Source organism: Paenibacillus sp. J31P190, assembly GCF_059692075.1.
Map to the genome: position 1 here is coordinate 36,717 of NZ_JCAUAS010000030.1, position 15,672 is coordinate 52,388.

Below are 15,672 nucleotides of genomic sequence, written 5' to 3' on the forward strand. Positions count from 1 at the left end.
AAATGAGAACAAAGGTAACAAAGCGAATTACAGTATTAACTCTCATCTTTATCGTAATCCTGTCTCTATTTAGTAGTTTGGCTTCTGCCTCGCCTGAAAAGTCAGTAAAGGCAGAAGGGAGAACAATTGTATCGCTCGTTTTAGCTGCACCTAGAATAACATTCATAGATGAAGGGGAAGAGCGTCCAATCGCTTTGAAAGCGCTTTATAGCGATGGTTCGATGGAAGACGTAACTAATTTAGCCAAATGGGAATCAAGAGATCCGTCGATTGCAAAGGTTGAAAATGGCGTATTAAAAGGAATATTGCCAGGTGATGTTTCATTGAGAGTAACCTATTCAACTTTTCCACAAATAAACTTCTTTGCTTCTATAAGAGATATTCCAGATCATGTAACGGCGCTCGAACTTTCGACTAACCAGTTGAGACTTGAAACCTCTGATAAGCCGGTTCAAGTATTAGCCTTTAAAAGGGACCCCGAAGTTACAGAGATTACTTCTGCAGGAAGCTGGACAACGACAGATCGTAAAGTTGCTACCGTTAGTAAAGATGGTCAGATTATCCCAATAGGACTAGGAGAAGCATATATATATTTTAAATACGATAAATTGGTTGATGCTGTTTACGTTAAGGTTGTTAAGCCGGAGAAGCTTGTAACTGATACACCTGCTGTTGAAGTTTTGCCAGGTGCGAATTGGCCGGTTAGCTTAACCGAAGTATTCAATAACGGAGAATCAAAGAATGTAAATCTATATGAAGTGAAGTGGACTGTCGAAGATAGCAGCATTGCAACGGTAACGGATTCAGGATTAATCATAGGAGGCAAGACAGGTAAAACAATTGCGACAGCTTCCTATAGATCAGATGTTCTTCCGCCAGTTAAAATTGAGGTTACTGTCACCAATAAGCTTACTGCTCCAAGAGTTATTGGTGTGACAGCTTCTCCATCAAATCTCTCCATAGGTGTAGGTGAAGCAGCACCTATTGCAATAACGGCGATTTACAGTGATGGGAGCACAGAGGATGTCACAGCTTCCGTTATATTGTATACCGACAATGGCAAAGTAGCCTCAGTTCAGCAAGAAAAGGTTATTGGTCAATTGAGCGGCACAACCGTTTTGCATGCTATCTATTATAATGGTCGTAACACTGTGGATATCCCGGTGGCAGTCAAGGATAAAGACGGTCAGAAGAAGGCTCCAATCCCAGAATCGATTTCTATTACACCAAAAATGAAAAATATGGTGGTACATCAACAGCAGCAATTGGAGGTAAAAACGAGCTATACGGACAGATCTGTGGTAAATTCGACTCCATCTGCGGTTTATAAATCATCTAATCCTGATGTTGTTACAGTTAATAAGGATGGTCTACTTACTGCTGTAGGTACTGGTACAGCCATAGTTACCGTAGATAGCTCCGGCTACTCAAATCAGATTCCTATTGGCGTTTCAGAAGAACCATCTAGATTTTTCGTGAATAGAATTGTTGATCTCATTCCTAGTGAAACTAACATCTCCTTCCGGTTAGCTGAAAGTACGCATTCGTTTTCTGTAAAGGCAAAATATCAGGATGGTTCAGCAGCTGACGTCACTTCAGACTCAAGATTCACATCATTAGACCCGGACATCGTTACAGTTAAGAATGGTGTTCTTACAGCGGTTGCACCAGGTACAACTCAGGTCCTTATCAATCACGGAGCAAGCACCGAGATCTTAAATGTTTCAATCCTTCCTGATAATGCTGCATCAATAGAGGATTTAAAAATCGAGTCATTGCTTGTATCCTCATTGGATGTTGTTGTTCAAAAAGATAAGTTTTATCCCGTACATGTTTTTGCCCAATACAATGATGGGACTCAAAAAGAGATTACGAAGTCAATCCAGTGGGTTTCAGAGGATCCTAGTATTGCTGGTGTTACAGACGGGAAATTTACTGGAATGAAAATTGGAAAAACGACAGTTAGTGCAACAATTGCAGGTTTCCCTCCTATTAAATTTCCGGTAAAAGTAACACAACAAGAGGGACCGGTTAATTTAGTAGGAATCACTCTAAACTATGGAATGCTAATACAGCCTGAGGCAGGAGCTCCTGTAGATGTGAACGCCTTTGCGGAATATACAGATCATAATATAGTTCAGGTTGATACTGATGGGAAGTGGGAATCTTCAGATGAGAAAGTAGCAACTGTTGATCAGAACGGGGTCATTACATGGGTCGGCCCTGGTCAAGCATACATCTATTTCAATTATGGAGGTTTAAGAGATTCTATTTGGATTAGAAACATTAAGCCTAGCGCTTTAATTCCAACTACCCGCAATGTGATGTTAGAACCTAATAAGTCGAAGGACGTGTCTATATTTGCTTTATTTGGTACTGTTCCACGATTTGGCGTTAATCTTTTTGATGTTACTAGCCAAGTAAAATGGACGGTGGCGGACGAATCGGTTGCAACGATTTCTGCCGATGGACATATCATCGCTCACGCTGTTGGAAAAACGACGATAACTGCTACTTTTTATGGTGCATCAACGACAATTAATGTTGAAGTCGTAGCAAAGTATCCTACATTTACTAAGGGGATAAGTTCTTCGCCAGGTTATATCGTAAATTCAGCAGGCTCAACAAGTGAGGTAGTCATTCATGCTATGTCTAGCGATGGAACGGTAAAAGACGTTACGGCTGATGTCACATGGAGTACGTCTAGTCCGGAAGTAGCTGAAGTGACCGCCGATCATAAGATCGCAGCGAAGTCAGAGGGAGCAGCTGTGATATTTGCGGAATATGAAGGATTTAAGATAATTATTCCTGTTATAGTCAAACCTAATTAATGCTGCACAAAAATTAAATCAATTTAAAAAGCCAGCGATTTGTAAACTGTACCCTATCGAGAAGACACTTTAAAAAAAGTCTCTCGGTAGGGTACTTTTGAGCTAAACTTCAGGAAGAATGGGTACAAGTTCTTGTCGTTTAACGGGTCAAGTTCTTGTCGTCGGACAATTAGACAGCAAAGATGTCGGGTGACAAGAACATATAAGCTTAAGATGCCGCATATCTGCGGCTTTTTTCATTTTAACGATATATGTTCTTGTCAAAAGCCAGTGACAAGAACATATATCGTTTGCCGATTTAGGACAAGAACATGTATCGTTTCCCGCAATTGAGGATTATTCTCAATTTGTATGATTGAAAGTCAGGTCAAGAGGAGCAACAGCGTTTAGAATTAAACGAGCGTGGTGGAAGCCAGTTACAAACATTGAACGGGCAGGATAGTTCAAATAAAGTAACGAATTGTTGACTATTCACATTTCTTCGAGAAGGGGATTTATTAAATGAAAAGAGTAGATGTTGCCTACGTGCTTCTCTCTGATGAACAAGGAAAAAATGTATTGATGGTCAAAAACAAGGGTATGAAATCTTCCTACTATACACTTCCTGGTGGAACAGTACAACGGGGAGAAACACTTGAAGAAGCTGCTATTCGTGAGGTAGAAGAAGAAACTGGCTTAGAGGTTGAATTAAATGGTATTTTCAGTGTAAGTGAAGCGTTTTTTGTAGATAGGGGACATCATACAATTTTCTTTACCTTTAGAGGGAATGTAATTGGTGGAGAAATAAATATCTCATTTCCAGAAGAAATTGAGGAAGTTACTTGAATGGAGACACAAAGAGCAGAAGAATACATACATATACCAAGTGAGTTAAAGGGATTAATAATTGGTAAATCATCAGCACCATATGTACTCAGAGGAACTATTAATCACAATTCATAATAAAGTTTGTTGAAGTAACGGAGAACTATAGTTAAAGGGCTTGCTTCGCAGCAGCTCTTTAGTTCATTCAAATAACCGGCATGATAGATTAATCACTTCGCGAATATATTTATGAAATTTCTTTCATCGTTTCAAAGATATTTCTATCTTTATTATGAGGAACTGAAAAATCAAATGGTTAGGAATGGTAACAATAGAGCTGAGTTCTCCTTATTGGCTGGTTGAAGTAACGCAATTCGTCAAAGCGGGGGATTCCCTTCGATTTGTTCCAATACAAGTCTTATATGAAACTTTTTTAGGTCTGCAAAACTCGCTAGTTTTTCGGGATCATCTTCACCGTCTGCAGTGGCCTCTAGTGCTTTTACAAGTTCAATAAATAACTCTGTGACTATTGCCGTGATAGGCGTAATTTGGGCTATCAGTATGGTCTGTTTTGTCAAAGGCTTATTGTCTTTAAGTTATTTGAAGAAAGGGTAGCTGAACTAACGGAAAACGTTAGTTCAATAAAACAGCGACAGTCTAGGACTTTATTTTCTCGTCCTTGGCTGTCGCTGTTTCGATTTGTAGGCTCATTAACGATCTGAAAAGGGAAAATAGTTTATAGGGCCTTTTTTGTCCGTTTGGTGATGTGTTTTTGATGGACATGGACACAAAATTGGGTGTTTTATTCAGATATCCTTTATTGAGCTATTACATATCAAAACGAATTCGTTTTGATATGGCCAAGTAAACGAGACAGGCGAGCAAAAGGCATCCACCCCAAATAGTATAGATAAATGAAGAAAAATGCAGGAAGTCATTATCAACCACGAACTCTTCTGAATTACCCTTACAGGTCGGTCGGAAAGAATCATTTCTCCAATTATGATATACCACCCCTTTGCTTGCTTGTGTGATTCTTTAAATTGTTCAGATCGTCCACTTTGCTCTGTAAACTCTGTTTGTTGGAATAAAAATTAATAATGTCATCAATGGTCGAAAATACAACACTAACGTTCGAATCATGTGTATCTATTTTGATAAAAAACCGCTTTTCTGATGTGGTCACATCTTTATTTTATATTAGTATTTGGTGGCGCTAAGCTTAATTTAAAGCTTCTTTCAGACCCAAGGCTGCCCGGACCCTTCGACTTAGAGTATGAAAAAACGCCAAGGCGGTCATGTTTAAAGGCTTAGTGTATATTTTCGTCAAAATGTTGGCGGTCACCTATTATTAAACTGATCATTCCCAGAAAACAAAAATTCACATATTAAAAAAAGTTTCATCATAGAAATGAGACCTTTTTCAATATGTGAATTGGTTTCAATTGGAATAATTAAGTTAATTATAACACAAAAGGTTAATGAATTAAAGTAAGTAAAGTGAGGAAAGCAAGGACATCCAGGTCCTTTTTTGTTTATATTAAAAGTATTACCGTTAAATTTCGAACTTATGATGATGTGTCGGGTGACAAGAACATTATCTCATTAATTGCCGCGTAAATCGCGGCTTTTTTATTTTATGGGATCAAGTTCTTGTCAAAACCCAATGACAAGAACTTGATCCCATTCCCGATTTTGACAAGAACTTGATCTAATTCCCGACAGAGCCATTGCAAGAGCATTATTGTTACGCTAACTGGTAGCATACTGTGACGAATGACAGATTTATGATGGCATGGTAGCTTGTAGGGAGAGACAAAGACCAACAAACTGTTAAAATCGAACATTACCTTGTTCCTGGTTATGACGTAGAATAGAGTAAATATATCCAAAGCGGAGTGTGATCTATGATTGACAATAATGGAATGATGGCTAAGAGAGCAGACACCTGATCGGTATTCAGGAGGATGATTGGAAATCCCTCATTACGATAGAACATTTACTTGCAATGTCGGCAGGTTCGATTTGCCAGATTTCGGAGAGTGGAATTATTTCGCCCCTATGGTCTTTCACGAGGGATTGTGGTTTTGGCAAGCTATTGTTCACTTTTTTGAACCCTAGTCATGCAAAACCACAACATTAAAGTACTGGACAGGGGTTCAAAACCCTACATTACCAATTATTACGACAGTATCGTCAGTTGCGTACTGGTAGCGCTTCTGATGGTTCTTTTGCTTTTCATGGATGTTGCAGGACTAGATTCATTTATCGAAACCATCTAATAAGAATAAGGTTTGGCATGTTGAGGGTGCTTCGTAGGTTATGATAAGATTATAAGATATCAAGAGAGAAATTGAGGTGAGAAGCTTGGACCGACTTTATGATATGTTACATTTTAACTCGGAGTTTGTAGAGAAGAAGGAATTTGAAAAATATAAAGCTTCTAGATTCAAAGATAGAAAGATGGTTGTTGTAACTTGTATGGACTCAAGGCTTACCGACCTTCTTCCCCGAGCGTTAAATATTAAGGATGGAAATTCCAAAATCATTAAAGATGCTGGAGCGATTGTTTTGCATCCATTTGGCAGCGTTATGCGTAGCGTTATTGTTGCTGTATATGAATTAAATGCCGATGAAGTGTTTGTGGTAGGACATCATGATTGCGGGATGAGCTGTATTGACCCTGGCGAAACCATTAATAAAATGAAGGAGAACGGCATATCTTCCGAGACTATCGACACCCTCGAAAGTTCCGGAATTAATTTGCAACAGTGGCTACACGGTTTCGATAGTGTTGAAGATTCCGTCAAAGGAAGCGTGCAAACGGTCAAGAACCATCCCCTCCTGCCAAAACACATTCCAGTTCATGGCCTTGTAATCGACCCGGAAACAGGAAAGTTGGATTTAATAGTGGACGGTTATAAACATAAGGAATCGTAGGGAATCCGAATTGAATGAAGCCTTCTTAGATCACGAAACGCTATTCTGGGAATACTGAGCTATCGAGAAACGTTAGTTACATACACTATCAAGCAAAGGCTGCCGGCAAAATCGGCAGCCTTTGCTCAACTAACGGGCAGTATAGCGTGGTGGATAGCTCAAAAAGTAGATTATAATGATACTGGTAACTCTGCACGGTCATTACAGATGAGGAGGGGTTAATAGTACTGGATCCATACGACATTGGAGAAGGCTATATGTTTGGTAAAACAGATATCCTACCTGAATGGGGGAATTATCATATCAATAGCATATTGATGGAATTAAATACGATAAGGGGGGACGACAAAAATGGGCGTTAATACAAAGGGAAAAAGAAAGTTCGTTCATCTCGAAAAGAGTTATACTTGGTATGTCAAAGAGGATGATGAAGACTACGGACGTATCAAACCTTTTATTGTTTCGGAAGTTAAAAAGTTTATCGTTTCCTATGAAGTTGGACAATCCAAACAAGAGCGAATCCCCTACATTGTTGTTATGGGCTTGGAGCTTGGCGGCTTAAAAAATGGCGGTCACAGCAGTCGGGTTAGGGTACAAACGCCTTTGTGGGATGACGACATTATGACGCCGGGTCTTGTTAAATCCATAATTAAATGGAGTCCCTAGGGAGATCCTCCCCGGCACGAAGTTTTTTTTTCTACGACGGAATAATCAACGAACATCTGAAGTTTGATCCCATTGCTCCTCCAATTGTTGCAGAAAAGTGAAGGGATTGCGATTAAACTGTCTACGTTGAACGCCTTCGGATAAGCGTTCGCTCCATCGTGCTTTGCGCTTAGTATAAGTTTCATTTACAAAAACGAAATATTCCGTTGATATTCCGCTAACAATTCCGATCTAAGATGAATACAGGAACAAGCAATGAAGGGAACTGGGACGCGTGACGTTACTTCACCGAATCGGGCAAAAACCGATCATCGCCGCCATAAGGGAGACGAGTGATGTTCAGGCGGCGATTGAGAGCCGGGTGGACAACCTCTTTTTCATGGGAGGCACCATTCATGAAATCATCAATGCCGTACGGGTTGCCAAAGCCGCAGGCAAAGGCACATTCGTCCATATCGATCTGATCCGCGGGTTATCCAGTACGGATAAGGAAGCCGTCGGCTTCATCGCCGAATACGTAGGCGCGGATGGCATTGTTTCCCCCAAGAGCCATCAGATCAAGGAAGCGAAGAAAGTCGGCCTATACGGTGTGCTTCACTTGTTTATCTTGGATTCCTTGGCGCTCGAGAACGGGCTGAGGCTGGCGAATTCGCTGCTGCCCGATGCCGTCGAGCTGATGCCGGGAGTCGTTCCTAAGGTCGTGCGGCAATTTTCCGACACGCTGGACCATATTCCGATTATCGCTAGCGGGCTCATCCAGACCGCGAACGAAGCGGCAGATATTCTGCAAGCGGGTGCGACTTCCTTATCCGTAAGCAGTCAAGCATTGTGGAATATCACGTTCGAAGATTTACACCTAATTTCATAATCTGACCGAATTTCGGTTGTTCGGAGTGACGACTAAGAGAAAGCTCCCGATAACGGATAGGCGTAATCGCCTGTTTGTTAACGGACTTTTTCTTTTTTTTGTTTTTTACCCGAAATCCGTACCGCAACCGAAAAAAACGGCAACTCAAGGAGGATATGAACAATGAAGCAAGCTACTGATAAGCGTGTAATTATCATCAGCATTGACGGCATGGGCAATCACTATCTGGACGATCCTCAGGTGCGGATGCCCCATCTTCGCAGCCTCATCCAGCAAGGTGCCCGGGCCGAAGCGATGGTCAGCATCTTCCCGACGGCAACCTGGGCAATTCATACAAGCCTGGTAACCGGGACGTTCCCGCGCAAGCATGGGGTGTTGGGCAATTGGGTGATTGACCGATCGAACCGCAGGGTCGGCGAGCATTTCGCCGAGCGGATGTGGACAAAGGAGGAGGCAGTGCGGCGGGAGACGATCTACGATGCGGCCAAGCGGCAGGGTTGGACGACGGCGTCCATCTGCTGGCCGAGAACGCGGGAAGCAGCCTCCATCAACTGGAACATTCCTGAATTTTTCGACCAGCATCTGTTCGATGAGTATTGTACGCCGGGGTTGATGGAGGAGTTGCGCGAGGTGGGATTGCCGGTGCACAAATACGGCGAGTGGAGCCAGAAGCATAACCAAGGGCAGATGCAGGACTGGTTGTCCACCGAGGTGGCCAAGCATCTAATCCGAACCCGTAAGCCGGACCTGCTGCTCCTGCATTATCTGCTGGCGGATAGCGTGCAGCATGACTTCGGAGCTAGCTCACCGGAGGCGTATTGGTCGCTGGAGTACGTTGACGAGCGGATCGGTGACCTGATTCGGTGCCTGAAGGAAGAAGGCATCTGGGAGCAAACGGACCTATTCGTCCTCTCCGACCACGGCCTGGCGGATACGACACACACCTTTTATCCGAATGTGCTGCTGAAGCAGTTGGGATACCTCAATCCGGTTGATCTATCGGCGAGCAAGGCGATGGCCGTCTCCAACGGTGGCTCATGCTACCTATATCTGCTCGAAGAGGATGCCGAGGAGCGGGAACACATGCGGGCCGAACTGCGGAGGCTGCTTACGAGCACGGAGGGCGTCGCGCAAGTGATTGAGCCCGAGCGGTTCGCCGAATTCGGCTTGCCGGGTGACTCCGAGCTGGATGAGCATCGCCCGGACTTTGCGATCGAAATGAAGCTCGGCTATTTTGTACAATTCCGCCACGAGGAGGGCGAGGTGATAGGAGGCGGTAAGTTCAAAGCGATGCACGGGTATACGCCTCAGCATGAATCCATGAAGGCGATCTTCGTCGCCGCCGGACCGTCGATCCGCTCCGGGGTCCGCTTGCCGGAGATGCGTGCCATCGATGTCGCTCCAACGGTGCTGAGACTGATCGGTGAGGAGCTGCCCGATCTGGACGGGCAAGCGCTGGACGAATTGTGGAAAGAGGGTGACAGCGGATGGAGAGCGCGTTGAGTTTGGCGCAGAAACGCAATAAGACCCGCAAGCATCTGACGGGACTCACATGGCGGAAGGCTGTGCCTTACTGGTTTTTGATTCCTGCTTTAGCGCTATTTGCAGTGTTTTTCGTCTACCCGCTCGTCTTTTCGCTGTTTCTAAGCTTTCACGAGTGGAATATGATCAGCCCGGATAAGACGTTCGTAGGCTTGAGCAATTACGCCGCTCTGCTGCAGGATGAGGTATTCTGGATCTCGGTGCGCAATTCTGCGGTCTATGTGCTCTGGACCGTGCCCATCTCCATGCTTCTCGGGCTTGTGCTGGCGATGACGGTGGAAAGCCTGCTGCGGGGAAAGAAGCTGTATCGGCTCCTGTTCTTCCTGCCAGTCGTCACCTCCATCGGTATCATAAGCGTCGTGTGGAGCCTGCTGTACAACCCGGATATCGGAGCGATCAACCGTCTGCTCGCGATGATTGGGATCACCGGACCCAACTGGCTGAACGATCCCAATTATGTGCTGTGGGCCCTGGCGATCATTGGTATCTGGAAAAACTTTGGCTACAACATGGTCCTATACATCTCGGGGCTCAAGTCGATCGACCGAGGCCTGTACGAGGCCTCTGCCATGGATGGAGCGAGCTGGTGGTCGCAATTCCGTAATGTCACAGTACCGCTACTGTCACCGGTGACGTTTTTCATCACGGTGATGAGCGTGATCTCTTCATTCCAAGTCTTTGCGACGATCCAGGTGATTACTCGCGGCGGTCCCAACAACGCTTCCAACGTGCTGGTGTACCAGATTTATCAAGAGGCATTCCAATTCTTCAATGTCGGAGTCGCTACCGCCTCGTCCACGCTGCTGTTTCTCTTCGTCGCGGGTCTAACCTTTATCCAGTTAAAATACGGACAGAAACATGTCCATTACCAGTAAAGAAAGGAGATTCCCTATGACTCGCGTGTTCAAACAGGTGCAGGAAGGCTTAAAGCATGCCTTTCTGCTTGCGGTCGCCTTCGTGATGCTCGTTCCGCTCTTGTGGATGTTGGCGACCTCGTTCAAGCAACCGGACTCGGTCTTTACGAGCGCTTTGTTCTGGCCGAGTGAATTTAGTTTCGGCGGGTACTTAAAGGTGTTCGAGCAGACGCCCATCGTCCAGTGGACGATGAACAGCGTGCTAATCGCCGTCCTGACGACGAGCGGCCAGCTCCTGGTCGGCGTGCTCGCGGCCTATGCCTTCGCTCATTACCGCTTCAGAGGACGGGATGCATTGTTCTTCTTCGTACTCATGACGATGATGATCCCGTCTCAAGTGACGATGGTGCCCGTGTATATGATCGTCAACGGGCTGGATTGGATCAATACATTCTCCGGGGTTATTGTGCCGCATATCGCTAGTGGTTACGCGATTTTCCTGCTGCGCCAGTCGTTCTTGACTCTACCTCGCGAGATTGCAGAAGCCTCGACCATCGACGGCTGCAGCCCCTTTGGCTCGCTGTGGCATGTGTACCTACGGATGTCGGGGCCGGTGATGAGCGCGCTAGCGGTTATTCTATTCGTGAGCAACTGGAACGAGTACCACTGGCCGCTGCTGGTGTTGAACGACAAGGCGATGCAACCGCTGCCGGTCGCGTTCGTTCAGTTCCGCAAAGAGGAGTCGTTGGACTGGGTGCCAACGATGGCAGTGGCGACGCTTTCCACCCTCCCGATTCTCGGGCTGTATATGGCGGCTCAGCGTTATTTTATCGAAGGGTTCGCGAATAGCGGGCTGAAAGGCTAAATACTTAAAGACTGAAGGCTGTATCAGTGCGAGTTCATTCATTATTTTCCAAATTTGAGGAGGACGACATTCATTATGATGATTCAAATAGCATCAAAGCTTTTGGTTGCGACGACGGTATCGGCGGTTTTACTGGCAGGCTGCACATCCGGAGGAGGCACGAAGACGGCATCGCCGGCTCCCAGGGAAACAGGGGTGACCAGCAGCGCAGTGCCAGCGACGGGTGGAGAGCCGGTAGAGATTGAGTTCCTGTACGAACAACCAGGCGATATGATCGAGAAGTTGGTGACGGAGTATAACAAGTCACAAAATAAGGTGCGCGTGAAGCCCGTCTTCGTTCAAGGATCTTACGAGGGGATAATCGAGAAGATTCAAACGCAGGCAGTAGCCAAGCAGCTGCCGGATGTATTCACCAACGGCTTCGTCTATACGCGTTTTGCTATCAATACGCTACCGGTTGTGCCGCTGCAAAAGTTTATCGATCAGGAGAAAACGGACATGTCCGACTTCTACCCCTCGATGCTGGCGTTAGGCAAGGATGATGGTGGCAAGCAGGTGGCGCTTCCGTTCGCTGTCAGCACACCGATCGTATATTACAACGCCGACCACTTCAAGGAAGCGGGTTTGAACCCCGAACAACCGCCAAAGACGTGGGACGAGCTGCGCCAGACATCCAAGGCTCTTACGAAAAACGGACGCTATGGGATCTATTTCAAATATTCGATCACAGGCAACTGGTTGTATCAGGCGATGGTAGAGAGTGCCGGAGGACATATGATGGCCAAGGATCTGAAGAGCGTGGGCTTCAATGACGAGGCAGGCCGCAAATCGCTTCAATACTGGGTCGATCTGCTAAACGTGGATAAATCGATGCCGAATCTGGATGCCACGCAAGCGGAGCAGAGCTTCTATGCCGGCAACCTTTCGATGTACGTGACGTCAGCGGCGGCACTGAAAGGAATCCGCAATCAGTCCAAGTTCGATCTGCGCACTACGACCTTCCCGACGACGGACGGCAAGCCGCGAGTCGTGCCGGCAGGCGGCAACAATCTGTTCATGCTGTCTAAGGATCCGAAGAAGCAGGAGGCGGCTTGGGACTTTATCAAATTCGCCACCTCTACGAAGTCGACGACAATGGTGGCGCAGGAGAGCGGCTACATGGTGACCCACAAGAGCGCCCTCGAGCAGCCGGACCTGATGGGCGAATTTCTCAAGAAGACACCGACGGCAAAGGCCACCTACGACCAGGTTAACGACATGGTGCCTTGGTACAGCTTCCCCGGGGCGTCGGGGTCCAAGGTGTACAAGATCGTGCAGGATAACATCCAGGCGGCTCTTCTGCAGCAGAAGACGGTCGATCAAGCGGTCAAGGACGCGGCTGATGCATCCAATGCGATGCTGAATAAATAGCAGGCCCTTGCGGCAGAGGAACGGAGGGCGGACGAAGTGAACGTCAGGCCATTGACACACATTCAAGCTTATTTCTTTGATCTGGACGGGTGCGTCTATTACGGCGACGCACCTGCGCCAGGTGCCATACAGTTACTCGAACAGCTGAGGTCGGAAGGCAAGAAGATCGGCTTTATTACGAATAATTCGCGGCAAACGGCCGAGGAGGTCGCCGCGAAGCTGCGGAGGTTCGGCTTTCAGGCGGATCCCCGCGAGGTGGTGACTGCGGCGGACGCTGTCGGGCATTATTTGCTGGATCGCTACGGGCCAGTTAAGGTAAAGGTAGCCGGCTCCGAGGCGCTGCGGCAGGCGATCAGCGCCTGCGGGCATACGGTGCTGCCAGATCTCGCGCCGGAGACGGCGGACTTCGTCGCCGTCAGCCGGGACGTGGAGTTTTCCTATGAGAAGCTGCAGTGCATCGCGGCCGAGACGGGGCGCGGAGCACGGCTCGTGGCGGCCAATCCGGACCTGCACCACCCGGGGCCGCATGGCGTGCGCGTGCCGGAGACGGGCTCGCTGGTCGCTGCGATCGAGGCGGTATGCGGGGTGGCGGCCGAGGTCGTCGGCAAGCCGGAGCTCTATTTATTCATCCGCGGCATGCAGATCTATGGATGCGAGCCGGAGCAATGCGTGATGGTGGGCGACAATCTGGATACGGATATCCGAGGTGCCCGGAAGGCCGGTATGTGGTCGGTCTGGATCGCCGGGAATAGCCCGGCTCCTGAGGGCGAAGATCCAGATTGGAGCGTGCGGGACATGCAATCGCTCTACGACTGGTACACAGATAGCGGGAAGGAAGTGTCCGTCTGGTCGAGGGTGTGAGCACAGGCCGAGCAGAGATAACCGAATAGCGGCTCACTCGTCGCAAGCAAGAAGGTGTGTGGAGGGGAATCGGCCTAGGGAGGCCAGCCTTGCACGTCTTCTTGGTGCGGGGGGTGAGTTTTTTATTTGATTTTTTATGAAGAAAAGCGGTGGCCTTATCGGTATTGATAGAAAATGGGAATCACGCCGCTCGCTTGTACGAAGAAACGGCGAAGAACAACAAGGAAACAACATGACATAACATGCAGGAAGGTGAGCCTCTTGAGCATCAAATCTATGGGCGAGCGGTTAATTAACAATCATTTTCACGCTCTGACCCATCCAAATTATCGCTATTTCTTGATAGGTCAATGCATTTCACTGATTGGCAAGTGGATGCAAAATATCGGGCAAACATGGCTCGTATTGACTTTGACAGGATCGCCTTTTTTATTAGGGCTTGTTGGAACGATACAATTTTTGCCGATCACTTGCTTTTCGCTGTTTGCGGGGACAATCATTGATAAATTTCCAAAGAAAAGCATTTTGATCGTTACCCAGACAATCTCCATGATTCTTGCGCTACTGTTATCAATTCTTGCGTTTACTGATACGATAAAATACGAGTATATCCTCATATTAGCTCTCATTCTCGGATTAACGAATACGTTTGATTTGCCGACATGGCAATCGTTCAATATCGAAATCGTAGGCAAGGAAGACTTAATGAATGCGATTGCCTTGAACTCAACGACGTTTAATCTTGCAAGAATATTAGGTCCTTCTATCGGAGTTGCAATGATGGCTCTGCTTGGACCGGGATGGTGTTTCCTGCTGAACGGGATCAGCTATCTGGCCGTCATTTACGGATTGCTGCGCATCAAGACGACTTCTTACGTGAGGGAAAAGAAAAAGGATGTCAGCATGTTCAAGGAAATCAAGGACGGTATGGTGTACATAGCAAAAGACCCTGTTCTGGCTCTGACCCTGCTGCTTGTCGCTATTATCGGTACGTTCGCTTATAATTTCAGTATATTAATTCCGGTATTCACCAAAGGCGTCCTTCACATGCAGGAACAAACCTACGGGCTATTGATGTCCTGTCTTGGCGTCGGTTCTCTCGTCGGGGCGCTAACGATGTCTCTCCGAAGCAAAAAAGGCCCCAGTATGAAAGTGATCATTGTCGCTTCCATGATGATTTCGTTATTTTTGTGCCTGATCGGTTTGACGGAATCGCCCTATTTAACCGGCATATTTCTTGCTTGTACCGGAGTTTTTGACATTTTGTTCGCGACCAGCTGCAACTCCACATTGCAAATTCATTCTAAGGATGAATACCGCGCAAGGGTCACGAGCGTCTACTCGCTCGTGCTTGCCGGGTCCGCACCGGTAGGCAGTTTGTTCACCGGTTTTATAGCTGACAGGTTCGGCGCTGACGGAGCCTTTATCGCATGCGGCCTGATGTGCTTCGTTCCTTGCCTTCTTATCCTGATCGTGTTTCGAAAAAGAAGGGCCGTCTCTGAAGAGCAGGCGGCGGTATGACCCATAACATATGAATAAAAGCGCGATTACACCGCCCGGGAAACCCCGGGCATTTTTATTGGACAATACTCTAAAGGGGCAGCCGCCTATTTGTGATTGCCGAATGAGTCCAAGAATATATACTGATTACAGAGATAGAACTGTTTAGAATGATTATTCATGCAGGATGACAAGAACCTTATCTAATTCCCGACGGATTGCAGGAGACTTTAGTGATTAAGCTAACGGAGAACTATAGATCAATCACAATACAACGGCAGCCGGCACACGATCGCCTGTCGTTGTCCGTTGAAGTACGGTGAACGATAGTTAAATACCCGAGGAGCGGTCCAATGGCGGCACTTCGCTACGCAAACGGGCAGTTATCTTCAACCTTATGTTAAAATATGGGTATGGTAATTTTCAATTAAGAAAATTGATTGAGGTTTCTTTTGACAAGCCTCAAGGAGCAAGAGTCCAATGCTAGATATTATAACTTGTATTTTCTTTATTTACATATCGCCATGGGTA

At 46.6% G+C, this 15,672-nt stretch carries 10 protein-coding genes and 1 pseudogene; all 11 read left to right on the forward strand.

What is annotated here, in order from left to right:
* The first annotated feature begins 2 nt into the window (after nucleotides 1–2).
* The 11 genes and pseudogenes from AC58U0_RS32360 (at nucleotide 3) to AC58U0_RS32410 (ending at nucleotide 15,162) form a co-directional block, all read left to right on the forward strand.
* Nucleotides 3–2,831, forward strand: a complete 2,829-nt coding sequence (locus AC58U0_RS32360) for an Ig-like domain-containing protein (RefSeq protein WP_497382884.1) — start codon at nucleotides 3–5, stop codon at nucleotides 2,829–2,831.
* A 501-nt stretch (nucleotides 2,832–3,332) separates the two neighbouring features.
* Nucleotides 3,333–3,773, forward strand: a pseudogene (locus tag AC58U0_RS32365) (NUDIX hydrolase).
* Nucleotides 3,774–6,002: 2,229 nt separating this feature from the next.
* On the forward strand, nucleotides 6,003–6,575 hold the full coding sequence (locus tag AC58U0_RS32370) for a beta-class carbonic anhydrase (RefSeq protein WP_171690679.1): 573 nt from the start codon (nucleotides 6,003–6,005) through the stop codon (nucleotides 6,573–6,575).
* Nucleotides 6,576–6,926: 351 nt separating this feature from the next.
* Entirely contained in the window at nucleotides 6,927–7,241 is a 315-nt protein-coding gene (locus AC58U0_RS32375; RefSeq protein WP_497382885.1) for a hypothetical protein, read from the forward strand.
* A 274-nt stretch (nucleotides 7,242–7,515) separates the two neighbouring features.
* Nucleotides 7,516–8,109 carry a glycerol-3-phosphate responsive antiterminator gene (locus AC58U0_RS32380; protein WP_497382886.1) on the forward strand — a complete coding sequence of 198 codons (594 nt, stop codon included), beginning with the start codon at nucleotides 7,516–7,518 and terminating at the stop codon, nucleotides 8,107–8,109.
* 162 nt (nucleotides 8,110–8,271) lie between these two features.
* On the forward strand, nucleotides 8,272–9,612 hold the full coding sequence (locus AC58U0_RS32385) for an alkaline phosphatase family protein (RefSeq protein WP_497382887.1): 1,341 nt from the start codon (nucleotides 8,272–8,274) through the stop codon (nucleotides 9,610–9,612).
* A complete protein-coding gene (locus AC58U0_RS32390; RefSeq protein WP_497382888.1) occupies nucleotides 9,597–10,526 on the forward strand; it encodes a carbohydrate ABC transporter permease in 930 nt (309 codons plus the stop codon). Before AC58U0_RS32385 ends, AC58U0_RS32390 begins: the two co-directional genes overlap by 16 nt.
* Nucleotides 10,527–10,542: 16 nt before the next feature.
* Entirely contained in the window at nucleotides 10,543–11,370 is an 828-nt protein-coding gene (locus AC58U0_RS32395; RefSeq protein ID WP_497382889.1) for a carbohydrate ABC transporter permease, read from the forward strand.
* 75 nt (nucleotides 11,371–11,445) lie between these two features.
* Nucleotides 11,446–12,780, forward strand: coding sequence for an ABC transporter substrate-binding protein (locus AC58U0_RS32400; RefSeq protein ID WP_497382890.1), 1,335 nt, complete (start codon nucleotides 11,446–11,448; stop codon nucleotides 12,778–12,780).
* A gap of 36 nt (nucleotides 12,781–12,816) precedes the next feature.
* Nucleotides 12,817–13,641: an HAD-IIA family hydrolase gene (locus tag AC58U0_RS32405; protein WP_497382891.1), complete on the forward strand. Its 825-nt coding sequence runs from the start codon at nucleotides 12,817–12,819 to the stop codon at nucleotides 13,639–13,641.
* Between the two features lie 261 nt (nucleotides 13,642–13,902).
* Entirely contained in the window at nucleotides 13,903–15,162 is a 1,260-nt protein-coding gene (locus tag AC58U0_RS32410; RefSeq protein WP_497382892.1) for an MFS transporter, read from the forward strand.
* Nucleotides 15,163–15,672: the final 510 nt, after the last annotated feature.

Excerpts from the sequence above, each read along its gene's own strand:
- AC58U0_RS32390 (WP_497382888.1), top strand. The coding sequence starts at position 9,597 with ATGGAGAGCGCGTTGAGTTTGGCGCAGAAACGCAATAAGACCCGCAAG.
- AC58U0_RS32400 (WP_497382890.1), top strand. The coding sequence starts at position 11,446 with ATGATGATTCAAATAGCATCAAAGCTTTTGGTTGCGACGACGGTATCG.
- AC58U0_RS32395 (WP_497382889.1), top strand. The coding sequence starts at position 10,543 with ATGACTCGCGTGTTCAAACAGGTGCAGGAAGGCTTAAAGCATGCCTTT.
- AC58U0_RS32385 (WP_497382887.1), top strand. The coding sequence starts at position 8,272 with ATGAAGCAAGCTACTGATAAGCGTGTAATTATCATCAGCATTGACGGC.
- AC58U0_RS32375 (WP_497382885.1), top strand. The coding sequence starts at position 6,927 with ATGGGCGTTAATACAAAGGGAAAAAGAAAGTTCGTTCATCTCGAAAAG.
- AC58U0_RS32360 (WP_497382884.1), top strand. The coding sequence starts at position 3 with ATGAGAACAAAGGTAACAAAGCGAATTACAGTATTAACTCTCATCTTT.